Raw genomic sequence first — 18,839 nt, forward strand, 5'->3', positions numbered from 1 at the left:
GCTCCTCTGGTTATCGAGCCTCAGCCCGAGGTATCGAGCGGAATATTCAGCTCGTTCATCCTCTGCCGGTAACTGTGCCCGGCAGCGGTGGCCTGACCGTGGGCGCCCAGCGCGGTCAGCGCGTCGATCAGGCCCTCATGGGCGCGCTGGTCGTAGCCGTCGATGGCCAGGATGCGGCGGTAGCACTCGAGCCTGGTGAGCTCATCCCCGAGTTCCTGTGACGCTTCGGCAAGGCTGTGTGCGGCGGCGAAGAACGCGCCGTCCACTTCGCTGCGCAGCTCCACCGCCCACGATTCCTCGGGTTCCTCGGCGAGCGCATCGCCGCGGTGCAGGTCCAGCGCCGCGCGCAAACGGTCCACGGCAGTGGGGGTGAGCGGCTGCGTGGCGAGCGCCTGCGCCGTCTCTGTGAGGAAGCGCTCGACGTCGATGTCGATCCGTTCGACGCACAGCCGCACGACCGACCCTTGGGTCTGCACGTATGTGTCGCCAGGGAACTGCCCGAGCGGGTCCAGGGCGCGTCGCACCGTCGTGGCCGCCACCGAGAATCGGTTGGCCACCTTCTGCGGTGCCTCGTCCGGCCATAGCAGCTGCATGAGGCTGTCACGGTTGATCGCGATTCCGCGCCGGGCGACCAGGATCTTCAAAAGCTGACGTGCTTTGCGCGATTGCCAGCGAGCCGGGGTGCCGTCGTGCGCGATGACGTCGAACGTCCCCAGAACCTCGATCCTCGGTGCGGGAGGCGGCGCGGCGAGGTGCTCAGCAGGTCGAGGCGGCGCGCCCGATGCGGTTCGGGATGCCAGGAGCCCCGCCGCAGCCCGCTCGATGCCGTGCAGTGTGAGTGCCCTACCGGTGGCGGCGGCCTCCGATGCCAGCACGAATGCCTCCTGCAGGCTGTCGGCGTCGCCGCGGTCTGCCAGGATCGCGGCCAGCTCGACCTGCGCTTCGGCAAGCCACGGGTGCGCACCGATCCTTCCCGTCACCTCGATCGCCCGACGGTAATGCCGGATCGCTCCCTCTGTGTCTCCCTGAGCCAGGGCGACGAGCGCGAGCGGGCGGGATCCGGTTCCCCAACATGTGACGCCGAGGCCGATCGTGGCGAGCCGCTCTTCGTACGGACGCAGAGCATCACCGGCGGCGGCAGCGATCTCGGTCTCTCCCAACTCGACCGCCGAGACGGCGAGGATGCACGCGGTGGCGAGCCAATTGCGGTCCTGGGGGAATTCCGAGAACGGCGGAAGAGAGGCCACCAGCGAGCGGGCTGCACTTCTGCGTCCTTGACGTAGCCACATCCACGCCAGTGACACCGCCCAGACCGGTTCGTGAGGAACGCTCTGCCTGGCGTGCAGGAACGCCGGCTCGAGTTCGACGACGCGTCCTTGCATCCATCGGATGATCGCGAGCTGAGCGACCCACACGCTCCGCGCGTCAGGGTCGCCGCTGTCCAGCGCAATCTGCAGCGCCCGATCGGCGATCTGCTCTGCGCGGCCCGCTTGACCGTCGATCGTTGCGCGCAAACATCGAAACCACGCGGCGTGGCGTTCGTCCGCCAACCAGGGAAACGCGCTCACGAGCGCGCCGGTCTCGCTGAGCGCCGCATCCACCTCGGCGATGAGGCCGAGATCGGCGAGCGCGCTGAGATGAAGGAAGTAGGCGGTGGGCACAAACTCCGACTCCCCCGCTACCTCGGCGATGCGCAGTGCCTCACGGGTGTCGGCGAGGCGCTGGGGAACCCGGTCGGGCGAAACGTCCACGACGGTGGAGGCAACCAGCGCCCATGCGCGCGAGACATCGTCGCCGGCCCGTTCTGCTTCGTGTGCCGCATCCTCGGCCGCGCGCCGGGCTGCGAGGGGGTCGGTCGATATCAGCGCCGAGGCGAGGATGCTCTGCAGACGAGTGCGCACGGCGGGCTCGTCTACCTGCGGCTGTGCCAGCAACTCGGTCACATGGCCGGCCTGTTCGATCGGATCCCGACCGGAGAAAGCGAGAGCGAACCGCGTCGTCGAGGGCATAGCGCCACCATAGCTGGCGTTAAAGCCCACCCTAAGAACCCTTTAGACACGCCGACCTATGGTGATCAGATCACCCGGAGGAAAGAACTGTCGATGTCACCACGCGCGCTGCGAATCGCGGCAATGTCGCTCGTCACCGCTCTGGTCTTGGTCGGCTGCGCCACCGGTCAGCCGTCCGAGGCGACGGACACTTCCGATGCCCCCGCGCCGCAGAATTCCTCGATCGAGCCCGCTGCTGCGGCGAAGAAAGACGTCGGCCAGACGGACCGGGTCGAGCAGGCGGATTCCTGCGATTGGGACTCCGCTCCCCTGACACCCCCTGGAGCTACGGCGCCATCCGACAAGGCGGGTGACCTGCAGTCTCTGATCGTCGGAGCATGGCAGCACACGCACTACGACGACGGCAGCGGTTTCGAGCCCGTCGAACAGGACATTCGCTTCGTCTTCCCCACGAACACTCAGCTCCTTTACTGCCAGGACGTTACCGGCATCACTGATCGCGCAGAGAACCGCGCGGCGATCACGTGGGAGGGCGAGCGGATGATCCTTCCCGGGCAAGCACCCGGTTACATCGTCACGGAGTGGGACGCCGATTCGATGGTGTGGACCAACCGAATGGACGACTCCTCGTACCTTCTCCAGCGGCGATAGCGCCCACGCACCAGCAGACTCCATCGACCAGCGTCCGAACTCCGACGGAAAGAGCCGCGCACATGACGACCGACAGCCTCGTGAACACTCCGCGCAGAATGCCCCGCGCAAGCGGGCGGATGCGGGGGCTCACGGCGCTCCTCGCCGGGGCGGCGGCCTCGCTCCTGATGCTCAGCGGATGTGCGGGCAACGCAGAAGGTGAGACGGAGAGTTCCGACGCAGCGGCAGCGCCACAATCTGACACTGCCCCGGCCGATCAGGATCCTGGCCAAGAGTCAGAGTCCACGGATGCCGGGACAGCGACGGTCTCCATGGGCGGCCGGGAGTTCTCGTTCACCCTCACACTCTGTGGGGTGTATCAGGACAGCGAGGTCGAACTCGCCGGCCCCGGCGGAGAGGCAGGATCCGACCAGCCCAGCTTCCTCGACGGCGGGCTCATGCAGATGGACGCCGATGTGCTCGGCGAGTTTCGCATCCACATCGGAACCGACCGCCCCTTCGATTCGACCGATGAATTCGTCGCGCTCGGCGCCTCGACGGGAGACGGCCTCACCGTGGTCAGGGAAGGCGATGGATACGTCGCCACCGGGAACAGCTGGGATGACCAGGGCACGGATCTCGGCACCGGCACAGTGCGTTTCACCTGCCGGTGAGTCGCACCCGCCTCAGTCGGTGTTGTGGCGGTCGGCGCAGATGATCTCGCCGTCGCCGTAGACGACGGTGGCGTCTTCGCCGGCGGCGATGATGGCCTCCAGCGCAAGGCACGGAGTCTTGGCGGTCGGGTCACCGACGGATCCGTCCATCGTGACCCGCAGGGTCGAACCCACCCATTCCGCAGTCCCGTTCTTACTACTGAACGTGATCTCGACCGCTTGGATCACCGCGTCATCGGATGAGCCGAAGGCGCGCCCGTCGTCTCCATCGGCGTCCGAACCCGAAGCAGCATCCGTGATGACGTCGAGAGCCTCGTCGGCTGAGGTCTGGCTGGTCCCGCCTTGGTCCGTACTCTGCGCGGAGTCGGGGTCGGGGTCCGCGGCGCACGCGGTCGTGACCCACATCAGGCTGAGGATCACCGCCGCGCTTCCTGCGCGAAGAGCGTGTGAGAGTCGCAAGAGATCTCCTGTCTGTAGGTCCGCAGCCGGCGATGAGCCCGGCTGCACAGGAGCCTAGGAGCGGCTCTGTGAGTTTCCTTAAACTCGTGATCTCCTCGGCTAGCCCGCCGTCACGACGTACTGCAGACCGAATCCGACATCGCTCGGGACCTGGCTGACCACCACGGTGAACTCGTCATTGGAGTAGAGAGCGGTCAAGATCTCACCGACGTTGCCATTGGACACTTCGCTGAACCCGGCGGCGATAAGGGCTTCTCCCAGGCGGGAGTGTTCTTCGTCGTCGGAGAACACGTAGGAAAGCGTCCACATAGGACCGTCATCCCCCTGCACGGTGAATGCCTGAGCAGGGGTGCCCGAGGGCCGAGGAATGTCGGGGAAATCTGCGGGGATCTCGGTAGAGAGGATATCGACGACGGCACCATCGGTGACCTCGCTGATGATTCTCTCCGAAACGCCCTCGGCGACCAGATCCAGCGGATTCGCGCATCCCGCGAGGCTGAACACCAACACCGCCGACGCCGTCGTCGCGAACGTGACAGAACGTGCGCGTGTCTTCTTCACTGTTGTGCCTCGCATCTCCGAGCGGCGAGGGTGCCGCTGGCACCGGACGCTACCGACGGCTCTGTGAGTTCTCTTAAAGCAAGGGGGTGGATGCGCTGCGGATACTCACGGCCGGTTCGGGAAAGCCCGAGGGAATGATCGGCGCGGCCGGAGTGTTGTAGCCCACGGTGCTCAAAAGTGACGTTCGCGCCCGGGGGTTCTCCCGTCTTCCGGCGCTTTCGCGCCTCTAACGTCACGAAAGAGGTATCGATGCCGACACTCGCACTCGCCCCAGGGCAACCGCATCCGTGGTCTGGTCTCCTTGATCGCGACGACGTCGTCCTGCACGGGGGTGTCCTGCACCTTCTCCACGACTCCGTCACACCGCAACAAGCGCGCATCGATGACCTGCTCTTCGTCGCGGCCGCTCTGGAGGATGCCGGGATCGAAGTCGTCCTGATCCGAGGAGAGCACTCCGTCCCCGCCCTTGTGGTCGACGTCGATGCGCACGCCCGGGCCATCGACGCACTGGCGGCCGTGTGCGATGGCGAGCCGCTGTATCTCAAAGCGAAGCAGCAGCCCCCCGTGCTCGCGAGTGAAGCATCCGCCCCGACTGCGGGGAATGCTGCCGGCCCGCACGCCGTGCGCGTGTATCGTCCACGAATCACGACGAATCGCGCGTTGCGCTATGGCGCGTCGCTCGGGGCGCGTCTGGAGTTCTGGCGTCTGCACGGCGGACTCGTCGAGGCGCCGAATGACAACGCGCTCACGCGCCGCGTCATCCCTCGCGAGGATCTCGTCTTCGTCGATGTCGAACGATACGGCCGCCGCTGGCGCACGATCGACGGCATGTTCGACCCGCAGTCGCACGAGTTCACCGGCGACGTCGACATGGTCTTCTCGTGGGTCGACGGATCGACGAATGAGTTCCAGCGCCAGCGGGCAGCGCGCATGGCCGAGTACGTCGTCGGCGAGGGTGATGACAGCCCTGCCCGGTACCGTCATGTCGACGAGCTGCGCTACGCGCTGCGGAGCGTGCACATGTACGCCCCCTGGGTGCGACGGATCTTCATCGCGACCGACTCCCCTGCGCCCGGGTGGCTGATCGATCACCCGAAGGTCACGGTCGTGCGCAGCGAGGAGTTCTTCGCCGACCCTTCTGTCCTCCCCACCCACAATTCGCACGCCGTCGAGGCGCAGCTGCATCGGATCCCGGGCATCGCCGAGCACTTCCTCTATGCGAACGATGACATGTTCTTCGGCCGCTTGGTCTCTCCGGAGCTGTTCTTCACATCGACCGGGGTGACGAAGTTCGTCGAGTCCGAGGTGCGCATCGGCACCGGGGCTTCCGCGTCGCATCGCAGCGGGCACGACAATGGCCTTCGCGTGAACCGGGAACTTCTGAGGGCCCGATTCGGTCGCACGATCACGCGCGACCTCTCGCACTGCGCGACGCCGCTGCGCAAGAGCGTCATGACCGAGCTCGAGCGCGAGTTCTCTGAGGACTTCGAGCGCACCGCGGCGTCTCGATTCCGCTCTGCCACCGACATCTCGGTGACCAACAGCCTCTACCATTACTACGCGCTCCTGACGGGGCGGGCCGTCGCCACGAGCAAGCCGCGGGTGCGATACGTGCACACGACGCTCGCGAGTTCGCTTCGACGCATGGAGCGGCTCGCCGAACGGACCGATGTGGACATGTTCTGCCTCAACGACGGCGGCGAGACGGAACTCCCCGAAGAGATCAGGATTCGCACCATCCGCGCGACGCTGGACCAGATGTTCCCGGTGCTGCCGCCCTGGGAGCGTGCCGAGATCAGCGATGCACTGGTGTCGATTCAGCCCGAGCATCCGTCGATGGCGCACTGAACGGTCCGGCCCCCGCATGAGTGGGGCCGAGATCCACGTCGTCCGGGTCGAGGTCCCCGCCAGTCGGACGGATGCCTGCGGCTGTGAGCCGCCGACGGACCTCCGCGGCGTCGATGTACTCGAGCGTGCTCGGCACCTCGATCGGCACGACCGAGTGCACAACCGTGTCATCGAACACGTGCACGAGGTTGAAGGTCTGTGCACCGTCCTGCGGACGCATGCCACCGGTCGGCACCGTGAGGTCCTGCGAGTAGCACGTCGATGATGCGACCGAGACCGGAATGCCCGCGAACGTCGCAAAGGTCGAGTAATGCAGATGACCCGCGATGATCGCCCTCACATCGGTGCCGCGCAGAACCTCGGCGAGCCGTGACTGATCGCGCAGCTCGACGGCCACCGCCAACGGCAGCACGCTGGGCACCGGCGGGTGGTGCATCGCGAGGATCGATCCCAGCGGCGCGGGCGTTGCCAGCTCATTCCGAAGCCACTGCAACTGCTCGTCGCGCAACTCGCCGTAGTGCTCGCCCGGAACGGTCGAATCCAGAGTGATGACGCGCAGCCCGTTGAGCTCGTCGACCCGGTCCACCGGCCGCAGGTCGGCCGCTTCATCGAGCAGCCCTTCGCGGAATGCCCCCCGGTCATCATGATTGCCCATGACCCACAGCACGCGCGCGCCCAGTCTCTCCGCGAACGGCTCGACGAGGCCGCGGAGGGCCGCGTAGGCGGCGGGTTCGCCCCGATCAGCGAGGTCGCCGGTGACCACGATCACGTCGGGCGTGATGCCTGACGACTCGAATGCGGCGAGCGCACGGGCCAGTCGCTCGGCACCATCCACCAGATCGAACAGGCGCGCGCCCTCCGCAGTCAGGTGGGTGTCGCTCAGGTGCAGAAGGATCTGCTCAGGGGCGGGGTACTCAGCGCTGCGCATCGGTTCGGCTCCTCGCCTCGGCCGCAGTTTCCCGGAATGCTACCCGCGAGACACGACAACAACGTGGCGACACAGTGAACAGTGCGCGACCCAGGCCAAGTACGCGTCGCCCCCGGCGGCGGGGCGGTCTCGTGCAGCGCGTCGGCGACTCGGTCATCCGCCGCTGGACGAACCGCCGTCGGTGTGTGCTCGAATAGCCATATGAGCGGGCTCTCGCTCGCAGACTGCATCTTCAGCGGCCGACGCGCCGCCGCGCACGCAGCACGGTCCACCTCCGACACACTCACGAGGAGAAGCAGATGAACATCACGGGAAACGTCTTCGTCGTCACTGGCGCAGGCAACGGAATCGGACGCGAAGTCACCCGGATACTGCTGGCGAGTGGGGCCTCTGTGGCAGGAGTCGACCTGAACGAGTCGACACTGGCTGCGACGGCCGCGCTCGTGGCTGCCGGGAGTCGCTTCAGCAGTCACGTCGTCGACATCACCAGCCGCGATGAAGTACTCGCGCTGCCCGCGGCGGTGCTCACAGAGCATGGACAGATCGACGGTCTGGTCAACATCGCAGGTGTGATCCAGAAGTTCGTGAAAATCATCGACCTCCCGTTCGAAGAGATCGAGAAGGTCATGAATGTGAACTTCTGGGGCACGGTGAACATGGTGAAGGCATTCCTGCCGATCCTGGTGGAACGCCCCGAGGCGAGCCTGGTGAACGTGGCCAGCATGGGGGCGTACGCTCCCGTCCCCGGACAAGCGGTCTACGGTGCGTCGAAGGCGGCCGTCCGACTGCTCACCGAGGCCCTGTATGCCGAACTGCTCGACACGAACGTGTCCGTGACCTCGATCTTCCCGGGTGCGATCGCGACTGACATCGCAACCAACTCCGGCGTCGCCCTCTCCGAAGGCTCTTCGACGGACGCACCAGCCTTCAAGATGACCACCGCGACGGATGCCGGGAACGCCATCGTCGCTGCAATCCGAAAGGGCAGCTTCCGCGCGACCATCGGGAAAGACGCTGCCGCGATGGACAAGCTGGCCCGCCTCAGCCCGAAGCACGCGGCTCGAACGATCGCGAAGCAGATGGGATCCTTGCTGAGCTGAGCGCCCGCACCCTGTCGGAGGGGAAGGCTGGAGATCCGGTCAGCGATTCATGACCCGTCCCAGGTTCTTTGCCGCCAGGAGAGGGCTCCGTTGATCCGGCGACGCCTCACGCGATCACTCCCGCAGCGCGCGCAGGTGCGGCGTACGCGTCGGCGAGCGTGGCCACGGTGTCGTGCGCGTTGAGGCCGCTCGGGTTCGGGACGACCCACAGGGCGGCATCCGCGAGGTTCTCCTCTTGACGTCCGGCTTTCGCCTTGGCCCGGCGAAACCCCTGACGGTACGCCGTCAGCCCGACGATCGCGACGACCCGCGGCGCCCAGCGCGCGACGTCGGATTCGAGTCGCACTGCTCCCGCCTGCAGTTCGTCGCGCCCGAGCTCGTCCGCGCGCACGGTGGCGCGCTGCACGACGTTCGAGATGCCGATGCCGCGATCGAGCAACATGGCGCGGTCGTCGTCGCGCCACCCGCCGTCGCCGACGCTCGGCAGTCGGGGAATGATGCCGGCGCGCACGAGAGCGGGATAGAAGCGGTTTCCCGGGTGCGCGAAGTGGATGCCGGTGGCCGCTGTCCACAGCCCCGGGTTGATGCCGACGAAGACGAGCTTCGGATGCTCGGGCATCAGATCGGCGACGGTCTGATCCCGGTGGCTCTCGAGCTCGGCACGCGTGAAGGGCATGGGTCCAAGCATGCGGGAATGCTGAAGCGTTGGCGATTGCATGAAGCAGCCGTCCGCGCCTTCGCTGAGGTCTACGTGGGAGTCAGGCGGAGCCGTAGCGCATCTTCGCACCGCGCACCTGGCGAATGAATGCCAGTACGGCAGCGAAGTACCCAGTGATCAGCATCGCCGACGCCGAACCGATCCCGTTCCCGGGCTTCGACCGGCTCGTCCTCAGCCACGCGAAGCTCCAGTCAGTGATGCGTGAGCATCGCTACGCATCGTGGCGCACGGCGCTCGCGTCCGTGGTCGGCGTCTACCTCATCACAGACACCCGTGACGGCCGACACTACGATGGTAAAGCCGACGGCGCAGAGAGTATCCGCCAGCGCTGGAACGCGTACGCGACGAACGGCCACGGCGGCAACGTCGAACTTCGCCGTCTTGATCCGACCAGCTTTCGATTCTCACTACTGCGTGTGTTCGATCCTGCGACGCCGACGCGGGATATCGACGCAGCCGAGAAGCATTTCAAAGACGCGCTCGACTCACGCCGCCACGGCCTGAACCGAAACTAGGGCTCCGCATCTCTGGCCGGCACCCACGTGCGGACATCGTGACGCGACGCGACCTGCCCACGAAGGTGCACGCAAACCCCGAAAACCAAGGACGAAGCCCAGGTGAGAAACATTCTCTCACCTGGGCTTTTTCTGTCGGGATGACAGGATTTGAACCTGCGACCCCTTGACCCCCAGTCAAGTGCGCTACCAAGCTGCGCCACATCCCGGTCCACTGCCCGCTGCGCGGACAACTCCACCATCCTACCCGCTCCCGAAGAGTGCCGCGAACGCGACCGGCCCATGACGACAAGCCGATCCGCACCCGCACGTGGTTGTCGATGTCGCCGGCCGGGAGTACCGTCGGCGCATGGCTGAGATCCGGATCGAACCGGCCACCCGATTCGACGACGTCGAGCACGCCCTCACGGGCGGCGGCGACGGCCCGGGGTGCCAGTGTCAATGGTGGACGCTCACCGCATCGGAGTGGAACCGCACGCCGGTCCCCCAGCGTGAAGCCCTCTTCCGCGACGAGATCGCGGCGACGCCCGCTCCCGGGCTCATCGCCTATGTCGACGGCGACCCCGCAGGGTGGGTGCGCGTCGGCCCGCGCACGGCACAGCAGCGCCTTGCCCGCACGCGCAACTTCGCCAAGACGAGCGAAGAGCCGTGGGACGACCCGACGGTCTGGGCGATCACGTGCTTCGTCGTCCGCAAAGAGCACCGCCGATCAGGGCTCACCGCGGCGCTGCTCGATGCGGCGGTCGCGTTCGCCCGCGACAACGGCGCCCGTGTCGTCGAGGGCTACCCCATCGATCCCGACGCGGGCCGGCGTCGCACATCGAACGAGCTGTTCCACGGCGTCGTGTCGACCTTCCGCGCGGCGGGGTTTCGCGAGGTCGCACGACCGCGTCCCGATCTGGCCGTCGTGGCTCTCGACCTCGGCAGCTGAGCGCCCGCTCGCGTGCGACGATGGTGACGCCGCCGCACACCGTCGAGGAGGACCATGCCACGGCTCTGGATCGGGTTCATCCCCTACATCGTGCTCTCGATCGTGCACGTCACCGCCCTCGCGTTCGGTTCCGACGCGATCGCCGCGCCCACCAAGCTCACGCTCATGCCGCTCCTCGCGATCGCGGTGCTGCTCGGATCGCGCGGTCGCCCGTGGACAGGAGCGACGACACTCCTCCTCGTCGCGATCGGGCTCTCCTGGCTCGGTGACGGCGCCGGCACGTTCTTCCCGTGGGCCCCGACCGTACCGCTCATGCTGCTGTGGTTCGGCCTCGCGCACGTCTGCTACATTGTGCTCTTCGTCCGCACCCTCGCGCGGCGTCGCCTGCCGCTGTGGTCGGCGGTCTTCGCGCTGTGGTGGGTCGCCCTCCTCCTCATCCTCGCGCCGCACCTTGACGCACTGCTCATCCCCGTCGCGCTCTACGGCCTCGTCCTGGGCGGCACCGCCGCCGCGGCTTCGCGCTGCCACCCGCTCATCGCGTGGGGAGGTGTGTTCTTCCTGGCATCCGATTCGATCCTCGCGTTCCGTCTGTTCGTGCCCGATGCGATGCCCGACTGGACGAGCCCCCTCGTCATGCTCACCTACACGCTCGGACAGGGGCTCATCGCCGCCGGCGCCCTCGTCAGCCTGCGAACCCGCGCCCGCGCGGCGCAGCCGATCTCATGACGGATGCCGCCGCTCGCGTCGACGCATGGCTGTGGGCCGTGCGCGTCTACAAGACGCGCACTCTCGCGACGCAGGCGTGCCGCGCCGGCCACGTGCGGGTCAACGGCGAGCGCGCGAAGGCCGCGCAGCAGGTGCGCCCCGGCGACGAGGTGCGCGTGCGGATCTCGGGCTTCGACCGTCATCTCGTCGTGCGGAAGACCATCACCAAGCGCGTCGGTGCGGCCGTCGTCGCCGAGTCCGTCGAGGACCGAACGCCGCCTCGCGAGAACATCCCCGTCGTGGCGCAGCGCGACCGCGGAGCCGGACGCCCGACGAAGCGCGAACGACGCGAGATCGAGAAGTTCCGCGGACGCTGACTACAGCTCGAGCAGCCAGCGAGCACCTGTCACGCGCGTCGCCCCGGCCGCACTCGCGCGACTGGCGAGTCCCCGATCGCTCGTCACGACCGAGACGTGGCCACGCTCCGCCGCGAGGCGCTGGACCGCCGCGACGATCGCGTCGTCGCCCGATCCGTCCGCGCGCACGACCTCGACGCCCTCGACATCCGCCACGCCGCGTGCGGCGCCCTCGACGACGACCACCCAGTCGGGGAACCACACGTCTTCGGCGAGATCGAGCTCCCTCGCGGCGACGCCGACGCGTGCGTGCGCGGCGACCCGCTCGAGGAGACGCTCGTTCGCTCCGGCGCGGTCGCGCCACCAGCCGTCCGGCACGGAGCCGACGACGTTGGCCGCGTCGACCACGACGACGGGGCGGACATCCAGCAGCCCGCGCATTCTCTCCCACGACGCGGCGAAGCCCGGATGCAGAGGACGATCGGCGACCTCGTCGACGGGCACCCACTCCAGCGCGCGGCTTTCCGGGTCGGTGATGACCGCTTCGAACGGGTCGACCACATCGGCGACGACGGTCGTATAGCTCCAGTAGCCGAGGTCGAAGACGCTCAGCACGCGCGGGCGGGTCGTGCCATCGGGGACGCCCGCTTCTTCCTGAGCCTCGCGCACGGCGCCGGTCATCGCCGCTTCACCCTCGTGCAGCGCACCGCCGGGCAGCGCCCACGTGTCGCCGTGATGGCTCCACGCGACCCGGTGCTGCAGCAGCACACCGCGCTGCGGGTCCAGCGCGAGCAGCCCCGCGGCGCCGAAGCGCCCCCAGTACCGCTCCCCCGTCGGCGCGACGACCCACGCGTCGCCCGGATCGCGCGGCCCGAGCGGGCGACGTGGCTCGTCGGCGGCGGGAGGAACGAGAATCACCGCTGGCGACGCTCCCGGACACGCATGTTGATGACGATGGGCGTGCCCTCGAAGCCGTACAGCTCGCGCAGGCGGCGCTGGATGAACCGGCGGTATCCCGGGTCCAGGAAGCCCGTCGTGAACAGCACGAACGTCGGCGGACGCGTCGACGCCTGCGTCCCGAACAGGATGCGGGGCTGCTTGCCGCCGCGAACGGGGTGCGGGTGCTCCGCGATGAGTTCGGAGAGGAAGGCGTTGAACTTGCCCGTCGCGATGCGCTGATCCCACGAGTTCAGCGCCGTTTCCAGCGCCGGCACGAGCTTGTCGAGGTGACGACCCGTGCGCGCCGAGATGTTGACGCGCGGCGCCCACGCCACGTGAGCGAGATCCTGTTCGATCTCACGCTCGAGGTAGCGGCGACGGTCGATGTCCTCCATGTCGTCGTCGTTGAGGCGGTCCCACTTGTTGAACGCCAGCACGAGGGCGCGTCCCGATTCGAGCACGAGGTCGATGATCCGCACATCCTGCTCGCTGAGCGCCTGCGAGACATCCAGCACGACGACGGCGACCTCGGCCTTCTCGAGCGCCGCCGATGTGCGCAGCGACGCATAGAAGTCGGCGCCCTGCTGCAGATGCACACGACGACGGATGCCGGCGGTGTCCACGAACCGCCACATTCTGCCGCCGAGCTCGACGATCTCGTCGACGGGGTCGCGCGTCGTGCCTGCCAGTTCGTTGACGACGACGCGCTCTTCGCCTGCCGCCTTGTTCAGCAGGGAGGACTTGCCGACATTCGGCCGGCCCAGGATCGCGACCCGGCGGGGCCCGCCGATCTCGTGCTTCGCGACGGCCGAGACATCGGGCAGCACCTTGACGACCGCGTCGAGGAGGTCGGCGACGCCACGTCCGTGGATCGCCGAGACGGGGTGCGGTTCGCCGAGGCCCAGGTTCCACAGCGCGGCGGCTTCGGGCTCCTGCCGTGCGTCGTCGACCTTGTTCGCGACGAGGAAGATCGGCTTGCCGCTCTTGCGCAGCAGCTTCACGACGTGCTCGTCGGTCGACGTCGCACCGACCATGGCGTCGACGACGAAGAGCACGACGTCGGACAGGTCGATCGCGACCTCGGCCTGCGCCGCGACCGAACGGTCGATGCCGCGCGCGTCGGGCTCCCAGCCGCCGGTGTCCACGAGCGAGAAGCGACGCTCGAGCCACTCCGCCTTGTACGTGACGCGGTCACGCGTCACGCCCGGCGTGTCTTCGACGACGGCCTCGCGGCGGCCGAGGATGCGGTTCACGAGCGCCGACTTGCCGACGTTCGGGCGACCGACGATCGCCACGACGGGAAGGGCGGGGAAGAACTCGATGCCGTCGATCCCCGACTGCAACCCCTCGAGCAGAGCGGCGTCGTCCTCGTCGAGGTCGTAGTCGGCCAGGCCCGCGCGCAGCGCTTCGGCTCGCTGCTCGGCGAGTTGCTCGTCCATGTCGGCGAGCGTCTCGGCCAGTTGGTCCGGCCCCGCCTCGTACTCGTCTTCAGCTGCCACGGGTTTCTCCTGCCTTGTTCGCGAGCGTCGCGTGCACGACATCGAGCACGGCGCGCACGGTCTCATCGAAGTTAAGTCGCGTCGAGTCCACCACGGTCACCCCGGGTGCCGCTGTGAGGAAGTCGACGACGGACGAGTCGGACGCGTCCCGGCGGTGCAGGGCGGTCGCGACAGCGGCGGCATCCTGCGTCGTCACTTCGGCGCTGCGCCGCGCGGCGCGCACCTCGGGAGCAGCCGTCAGCAGGATGCGCACGGGCGCGTCGGGGGCGACGACGGTCGTGATGTCACGGCCCTCGACGAAGACGCCGGGCCGGTCGGCAGCGGCCAGCAGCGTGCGGAACATGGCGTTGATCGCCTCACGCACGGCGGGGACCCGCGCCACCCCGCTCACCGCGTCTGAGACGGCGGGCTCGCGGATGGCTCCGGTCACGTCGGTCTGGCCGACCCGCACGGCGTAGGCGTCGGGGTCGAGCGAGATCTCGAACTCGAAGTCGGTCGACACGTCGAGCACGGCGGCCGAGTCGGCCGTGTCGATCCCCCGCGACAGGGCGTGCCACGCGAGGGCGCGATACGCGGCACCGGTGTCGAGGTAGCCGTAACCGAGCGAGCGTGCCGCCTGCTTGGACACGCTGGATTTGCCGCTGCCGGCGGGTCCGTCGATCGCGACGATGACGGTCCCGGTCCCGGTTTCGGTCCCTGAGCTTGTCGAAGGGTCAGTCATTCGAGATACTCGCAATCTTCCAGCCGCGGGATTCCAGGCCGTCCACGGCGCGGCCGACGGCACTGGGCTCGACGCTGATCTCGGCGAGACCGAACTGCGCGCCGGGTGAGTGCTCCAGGCGCAGATCCTCGACGTTGACGTCGAGGTCGCCCAGTTCACCGAAGAGTCTGCCGAGCTGTCCGGCGGTGTCGTCGACCATGACGACCACCTGCTCGAAGCGCCGGTTCTGTCCGTGCTTGCCGGGAAGCCGTTCGACGCCCTCGTTGCCCCGGCGGATCGTGTCCGCGACGGCGCGGCGCGCGCCCGGTGCATCCGGTGCGCGCAGCGCGTCGGCGACCGACGACAGGTCTGCCGCGAGCGCATCGAGCACGTCGACGACGGGCGCCGCGTTGGCGCCGAGGATCTGCACCCACAGCTCGGGAGCGGATGCCGCGATCCGGGTCGAGTCGCGCACGCCCTGCCCGGCCAGCTGCAGCGCCCCTTCGGGAACACCGATGAACCGACCCGCGAGCAGGCTCGCGACCAGCTGCGGCACGTGCGAGACGAGAGCGACCGAGCGGTCGTGCTCGTCGGGCGACATCTCGATCGGCATGGCGCGCAGGTCTAGCGCAAGGCCCTCGACGAGGGCGAGATGCGCCGACGAGGTCTCTTCGTCGCGGCACACGACCCAGGGGCGTCCGATGAAGATGTCGGCGCGCGCCGAGATCGCTCCACCACGCTCTCGTCCGGCGAGCGGGTGCGAGCCGATGTAGCGGGTGAGGTCGACGCCCCGCGCGCGCAGCTGGTGCAACGGCTCGAGCTTGACGCTCGCGACGTCGGTGACGACCGCGCGCGGGTGCGCCGCGAGCTCGCGTTCGATGACGTCGGCGGTCACGTCGGGCGGAACGGCCACGACGACGAGCGTCGGATCGTCGTCATCGCGCGCCGCGCGGCCCGCCCCGTAGTCGACGGCGAGCCGCAGCTGCGAGGGCGACGTGTCGTCGAGGGCGACATCGACGCCGAGCGCACTCAGCGCGTGCCCGATGCTCGCACCGAGCAGGCCCGCACCCACGATGCGGACGGTGCCGTGCACGCGCGGTGCGAGCGGTACGGCACGCCCGGATGCGGCGCTGGAATCGCTCACTCGGTCTCCTGGTCCCCTGCGGGGTCCTCCCCGTCCGGCGGGGCGGCCTGTCGCGACAGCGTCAGCAATTCGCCCCGTTCCACCTTAGTCAACTCGCGGGCCTTCCCCACGGGCAGGGTGCCGAGATGCAGGGGGCCGAACTGCCGTCGCACGAGCTCTTCGACGGGGTGGCCGACGGCGTCCATCATGCGACGGACGATGCGGTTGCGCCCGGAGTGCAGAGTCAGTTCGACGAGGGATGCCTCGCGCCCGGCATCGAGCAGGCGCGCCTTGTCCGCGGCGATCGGTCCGTCCTCGAGCTCGATGCCCTTCGTGAGCACCGCGACGGTCTGGGGCGTCACGCGCCCCGTGACCTTGGCGATGTACACCTTCGTCACCCCGAACGAGGGGTGCGCCAGCACGTGGGCGAGGTCGCCGTCGTTCGTGAGCACGAGCAGACCGCTCGTGTCGGCGTCGAGGCGTCCGACGTTGTAGAGCCGCTCGGGCCATTCCTCGGCGTAGCGGCGCAGATCAGCGCGGCCGCGGTCATCGCGCATCGAGCTCACGACGCCAGTGGGCTTGTTGAGCATGACGTAGCGCTTGGACTGGTCGAGCTGCACCGCTGTCCCGTCGACGTCGACGAGGTCGCTCTCGGGGTCGATGCGGCTGCCGAGCTCGGTCACGACCGTGCCGTTGACGCGCACCCGGCCCTCGACGATGAGCTGCTCCGACACGCGGCGCGACGCGACGCCCGCATTGGCGAGCACCTTCTGCAGGCGGATGCCCTCGCCACCGGTCCCTGAGCTTTCCGAAGGGGTCGTCATCGTACATTCTCCATATCGAATCCGTCGGCGCCGTCATCGAGCAGCGGCGAGATCGGCGGCAGCTCGTCGAGCGAGTTGATGCCGAGGTTGACCAGCAGGGCATCCGTCGTGCCGTAGTTGATGGCGCCCGTCTCGGCGTCGGTGAACAGTTCGGTGATGAGGCCGCGGGCCACGAGCGTGCGCACGACCGAGTCGACGTTGACGGCTCGGATCGAGGCGACCTGCGAGCGGGTCACCGGCTGCTTGTACGCGATGACGGCGAGGGTCTCGAGCGCGGCCTGCGACAGCCGCGACGGCGTCTGTCCGCCGACGAACTCGGCGACGAGGTCGTCGTGCTCGGCGCGGACGTAGAGCCGCCACCCACCGCCCACTTCGCGCAGCTCGAAGCCGCGGCGGGGGCCACCGGACAGTCCGTCGTAGTCGGCCACGAGCGACTCGATCGCCTGCCGCACGGCGGGGATCGGCGCGGACACGGCGGTTGCGAGGTTCACGAGGCTCTGCGGCTCGTCGACGATCAGCAGGATCGCCTCCAGCCGCCGCGCGACGGATGTGTCAATTGTCATAGTCGGCTCCCAGGCTCGCGAGATTCTCATCGGACCAGCGCTCCGCGGTCCAGCGCAGGGTCAGCTCGCCGAGGGGTTCGAGCTGCTCGAACGACAGTGCGGCGTGACGATACAGCTCCAGCACCGAGAGGAACCGCGCCACGACCACGCCCTGCTGAGCGACACCGGCGATGAGTTCACGGAAGGTCAGGGCTCCCGCGTCGCGCAGCAGCGTCACGACGACGGCTGCCTGTTCCCGGATGCTGATGAGCGGGGCGTGCAGGTGATCGAGGCCGACGTGCGGAATCTCCTTCGGCGTCATCGCCAGGATCGCCAGCGCCGCGAAGTCCTGCGGCGTGAGGCTCCACACGAGCTCGGGCACGGCCGTGCGGTACTTCTCGTCGAGCGGCACGGCGCGCACGTGACGCCGATCTTCGGCGTTGAGACCCGCCGCGAACCACGTCGAGACCTGTTTGAACGCGCGGTACTGCAGCAGCCGGGCGAACAGCAGGTCGCGCGCTTCGAGGAGAGCGACCGACTCGGCGTCGACGAGCTCGCCCTGGGGCAGGAGTCCCGCGACCTTCATGTCGAGCAGGGTCGCCGCGACGACGAGGAACTCCGAAGCCTCTTCGAGTTCCTCATCGGGACCGAGGTCGCGAAGGTAGGAGAGGAATTCCGACGTCACCTGCGACAGCGCGACCTCGGTGATGTCGAGCTCATGCTTGGACAGCAGTGTCAGCAGCAGGTCGAACGGTCCGTCGAAGACTCCCAGCGACACCCGGAACCTGTCGGCACCCGGGCCCTCAGCCTCGGTCCCTGAGCTCGTCGAACGGCCGTCAGGCGACGGCGCCACGGGCGACCAGCTCCCGCGCGAGGCGCAGGTAGGCCTGCGCGGCCGCGTGCTCGGGCGCGAACTCGGTGATGGGCATCCCCGATACCGAGGCGTCGGGGAACTTGACGGTGCGGCCGATCACGGTCTCGAGCACGTCGTCGCCGAACGCGTCGACGACCCGCTCGAGCACTTCACGCGAATGCAGCGTGCGCGGGTCGTACATCGTCGCGAGCACACCGTCGAGCTCGATCGTGGGATTGAGCCGATCGCGCACTTTGTCGATCGTCTCGATGAGCAGGGCGACTCCGCGCAGCGCGAAGAACTCGCACTCGAGCGGGATGACGACGCCGTGGCTCGCGGTGAGCGCGTTGACCGTCAGCAGACCGAGCGACGGCTGGCAGTCGACGAGGATCACGTCATAGTCGCCCGCGACCTTGCGCAGGACGCGGGCGAGGATCGTCTCACGCGCGACCTCGTTGACGAGGTGCACTTCGGCCGCCGACAGGTCGATGTTCGCGGGGACGACGTCGAGTCCCTCGACCCGGGTCTGCACGATCACGTCGTACGGGTCGCGCTTGGTGTCCAGAAGCAGGTCGTAGACGGTCGGGATGTCGTGGGTCTGGATGCCGAGCCCCGCCGACAGCGCACCCTGCGGGTCGAAGTCGACCGCGAGGACCTTGCGCCCGTAGTAGGCCAGCGCGGCGGCCAGATTGATGGTCGTCGTGGTCTTGCCGACGCCGCCCTTCTGGTTGCACAGCGAGATGATGCGCGCGGGCCCGTGGCTGTCGAGCTTCGGAGGTGTCGCGAAGCCCTGATAGGGACGACCGGTCGGCCCGACCGGGATGTCGCCCTCAGACGCCTGCTTCGCGCCGCGCGTTCTGCCCGCCACCGACTCTCCTGTCTTCGCGTTGCCGTGCACCGATTCTCGCACACGGGTGCCCGCGAA

21 protein-coding genes and 1 tRNA gene are annotated in these 18,839 nt (G+C 68.3%); 8 read left to right on the forward strand and 14 right to left on the reverse strand.

Features of this window, described 5'->3' with window-relative positions; genetic code table 11:
- Positions 1–20: 20 nt before the first annotated feature.
- Positions 21–1,601 (reverse strand): BTAD domain-containing putative transcriptional regulator, encoded by a 1,581-nt coding sequence (locus ACFC3F_RS07445; protein WP_376128121.1) that lies wholly within the window; start codon positions 1,599–1,601, stop codon positions 21–23.
- On the opposite strand from ACFC3F_RS07445, the gene ACFC3F_RS07450 reads away from it, so the two are divergent.
- Positions 1,533–2,660, forward strand: coding sequence for a hypothetical protein (locus tag ACFC3F_RS07450; protein WP_376128123.1), 1,128 nt, complete (start codon positions 1,533–1,535; stop codon positions 2,658–2,660). The two genes, ACFC3F_RS07445 and ACFC3F_RS07450, sit on opposite strands and share 69 nt — an antisense overlap.
- A 62-nt stretch (positions 2,661–2,722) precedes the next feature.
- The gene (locus tag ACFC3F_RS07455; RefSeq protein WP_376128124.1) at positions 2,723–3,313 is read left to right on the forward strand and encodes a hypothetical protein; all 591 of its coding nucleotides are present in this window, start codon (positions 2,723–2,725) and stop codon (positions 3,311–3,313) included.
- Positions 3,314–3,325: 12 nt separating this feature from the next.
- On the opposite strand, the gene ACFC3F_RS07460 is transcribed toward ACFC3F_RS07455, so the two are convergent.
- Positions 3,326–3,718 carry a hypothetical protein gene (locus ACFC3F_RS07460; protein WP_376128126.1) on the reverse strand — a complete coding sequence of 131 codons (393 nt, stop codon included), beginning with the start codon at positions 3,716–3,718 and terminating at the stop codon, positions 3,326–3,328.
- A gap of 153 nt (positions 3,719–3,871) precedes the next feature.
- Positions 3,872–4,333 carry a hypothetical protein gene (locus tag ACFC3F_RS07465; protein WP_376128127.1) on the reverse strand — a complete coding sequence of 154 codons (462 nt, stop codon included), beginning with the start codon at positions 4,331–4,333 and terminating at the stop codon, positions 3,872–3,874.
- A 249-nt stretch (positions 4,334–4,582) separates the two neighbouring features.
- On the opposite strand from ACFC3F_RS07465, the gene ACFC3F_RS07470 reads away from it, so the two are divergent.
- The gene (locus tag ACFC3F_RS07470; protein WP_376128129.1) at positions 4,583–6,181 is read left to right on the forward strand and encodes a stealth conserved region 3 domain-containing protein; all 1,599 of its coding nucleotides are present in this window, start codon (positions 4,583–4,585) and stop codon (positions 6,179–6,181) included.
- Here the strand turns inward: ACFC3F_RS07470 and ACFC3F_RS07475 are convergent.
- Positions 6,129–7,109, reverse strand: a complete 981-nt coding sequence (locus ACFC3F_RS07475; protein ID WP_376128131.1) for a phosphodiesterase — start codon at positions 7,107–7,109, stop codon at positions 6,129–6,131. The genes ACFC3F_RS07470 and ACFC3F_RS07475 overlap by 53 nt on opposite strands.
- A gap of 299 nt (positions 7,110–7,408) precedes the next feature.
- On the opposite strand from ACFC3F_RS07475, the gene ACFC3F_RS07480 reads away from it, so the two are divergent.
- Positions 7,409–8,209: an SDR family NAD(P)-dependent oxidoreductase gene (locus tag ACFC3F_RS07480; protein WP_376128132.1), complete on the forward strand. Its 801-nt coding sequence runs from the start codon at positions 7,409–7,411 to the stop codon at positions 8,207–8,209.
- A 106-nt stretch (positions 8,210–8,315) separates the two neighbouring features.
- On the opposite strand, the gene ACFC3F_RS07485 is transcribed toward ACFC3F_RS07480, so the two are convergent.
- On the reverse strand, positions 8,316–8,885 hold the full coding sequence (locus tag ACFC3F_RS07485; protein ID WP_376128134.1) for a mismatch-specific DNA-glycosylase: 570 nt from the start codon (positions 8,883–8,885) through the stop codon (positions 8,316–8,318).
- 155 nt (positions 8,886–9,040) lie between these two features.
- Here ACFC3F_RS07485 and ACFC3F_RS07490 point away from each other — a divergent pair, with 155 nt between their 5' ends.
- Positions 9,041–9,442, forward strand: coding sequence for a GIY-YIG nuclease family protein (locus ACFC3F_RS07490; protein WP_376128136.1), 402 nt, complete (start codon positions 9,041–9,043; stop codon positions 9,440–9,442).
- A gap of 135 nt (positions 9,443–9,577) precedes the next feature.
- Here ACFC3F_RS07490 and ACFC3F_RS07495 read toward each other — a convergent pair.
- Positions 9,578–9,651: transfer RNA gene (locus tag ACFC3F_RS07495), tRNA-Pro, on the reverse strand.
- A 140-nt stretch (positions 9,652–9,791) separates the two neighbouring features.
- Between ACFC3F_RS07495 and ACFC3F_RS07500 the strand changes: the two genes are divergently transcribed.
- Genes ACFC3F_RS07500 through ACFC3F_RS07510 form a run of 3 tightly spaced genes read left to right on the forward strand, consistent with a single transcriptional unit; the run spans position 9,792 to position 11,455 of the window.
- Entirely contained in the window at positions 9,792–10,373 is a 582-nt protein-coding gene (locus tag ACFC3F_RS07500; protein WP_376128138.1) for a GNAT family N-acetyltransferase, read from the forward strand.
- 54 nt (positions 10,374–10,427) lie between these two features.
- Positions 10,428–11,099: a lysoplasmalogenase family protein gene (locus tag ACFC3F_RS07505; protein WP_376128140.1), complete on the forward strand. Its 672-nt coding sequence runs from the start codon at positions 10,428–10,430 to the stop codon at positions 11,097–11,099.
- On the forward strand, positions 11,096–11,455 hold the full coding sequence (locus tag ACFC3F_RS07510; RefSeq protein WP_376128142.1) for an RNA-binding S4 domain-containing protein: 360 nt from the start codon (positions 11,096–11,098) through the stop codon (positions 11,453–11,455). Before ACFC3F_RS07505 ends, ACFC3F_RS07510 begins: the two co-directional genes overlap by 4 nt.
- Here ACFC3F_RS07510 and ACFC3F_RS07515 read toward each other — a convergent pair whose 3' ends face one another.
- Genes ACFC3F_RS07515 through ACFC3F_RS07550 form a run of 8 tightly spaced genes read right to left on the reverse strand, consistent with a single transcriptional unit; the run spans position 11,456 to position 18,782 of the window.
- Entirely contained in the window at positions 11,456–12,352 is an 897-nt protein-coding gene (locus ACFC3F_RS07515) for an NUDIX domain-containing protein (protein WP_376128144.1), read from the reverse strand.
- On the reverse strand, positions 12,349–13,812 hold the full coding sequence (gene der, locus ACFC3F_RS07520) for a ribosome biogenesis GTPase Der (RefSeq protein ID WP_376128223.1): 1,464 nt from the start codon (positions 13,810–13,812) through the stop codon (positions 12,349–12,351). The genes ACFC3F_RS07515 and der overlap by 4 nt, the downstream gene beginning before the upstream one ends.
- 49 nt (positions 13,813–13,861) lie before the next feature.
- Positions 13,862–14,593 carry a (d)CMP kinase gene (gene cmk / locus ACFC3F_RS07525; RefSeq protein WP_376128146.1) on the reverse strand — a complete coding sequence of 244 codons (732 nt, stop codon included), beginning with the start codon at positions 14,591–14,593 and terminating at the stop codon, positions 13,862–13,864.
- Complete coding sequence (locus tag ACFC3F_RS07530; protein WP_376128148.1) at positions 14,586–15,716, reverse strand: prephenate dehydrogenase; 1,131 nt, start codon at positions 15,714–15,716, stop codon at positions 14,586–14,588. The genes cmk and ACFC3F_RS07530 overlap by 8 nt, the downstream gene beginning before the upstream one ends.
- Entirely contained in the window at positions 15,713–16,519 is an 807-nt protein-coding gene (locus ACFC3F_RS07535) for a pseudouridine synthase (RefSeq protein ID WP_376128150.1), read from the reverse strand. The genes ACFC3F_RS07530 and ACFC3F_RS07535 overlap by 4 nt, the downstream gene beginning before the upstream one ends.
- On the reverse strand, positions 16,516–17,082 hold the full coding sequence (gene scpB, locus ACFC3F_RS07540) for an SMC-Scp complex subunit ScpB (RefSeq protein ID WP_376128152.1): 567 nt from the start codon (positions 17,080–17,082) through the stop codon (positions 16,516–16,518). The genes ACFC3F_RS07535 and scpB overlap by 4 nt, the downstream gene beginning before the upstream one ends.
- Positions 17,072–17,914 carry a segregation and condensation protein A gene (locus tag ACFC3F_RS07545; protein WP_376128154.1) on the reverse strand — a complete coding sequence of 281 codons (843 nt, stop codon included), beginning with the start codon at positions 17,912–17,914 and terminating at the stop codon, positions 17,072–17,074. The genes scpB and ACFC3F_RS07545 overlap by 11 nt, the downstream gene beginning before the upstream one ends.
- The gene (locus ACFC3F_RS07550) at positions 17,898–18,782 is read right to left on the reverse strand and encodes a ParA family protein (RefSeq protein WP_376128156.1); all 885 of its coding nucleotides are present in this window, start codon (positions 18,780–18,782) and stop codon (positions 17,898–17,900) included. Before ACFC3F_RS07550 ends, ACFC3F_RS07545 begins: the two co-directional genes overlap by 17 nt.
- Positions 18,783–18,839 lie beyond the last annotated feature (57 nt).

It is taken from the genome of Microbacterium sp. NPDC055910, from assembly GCF_042271185.1.
Taxonomy (GTDB): domain Bacteria; phylum Actinomycetota; class Actinomycetes; order Actinomycetales; family Microbacteriaceae; genus Microbacterium.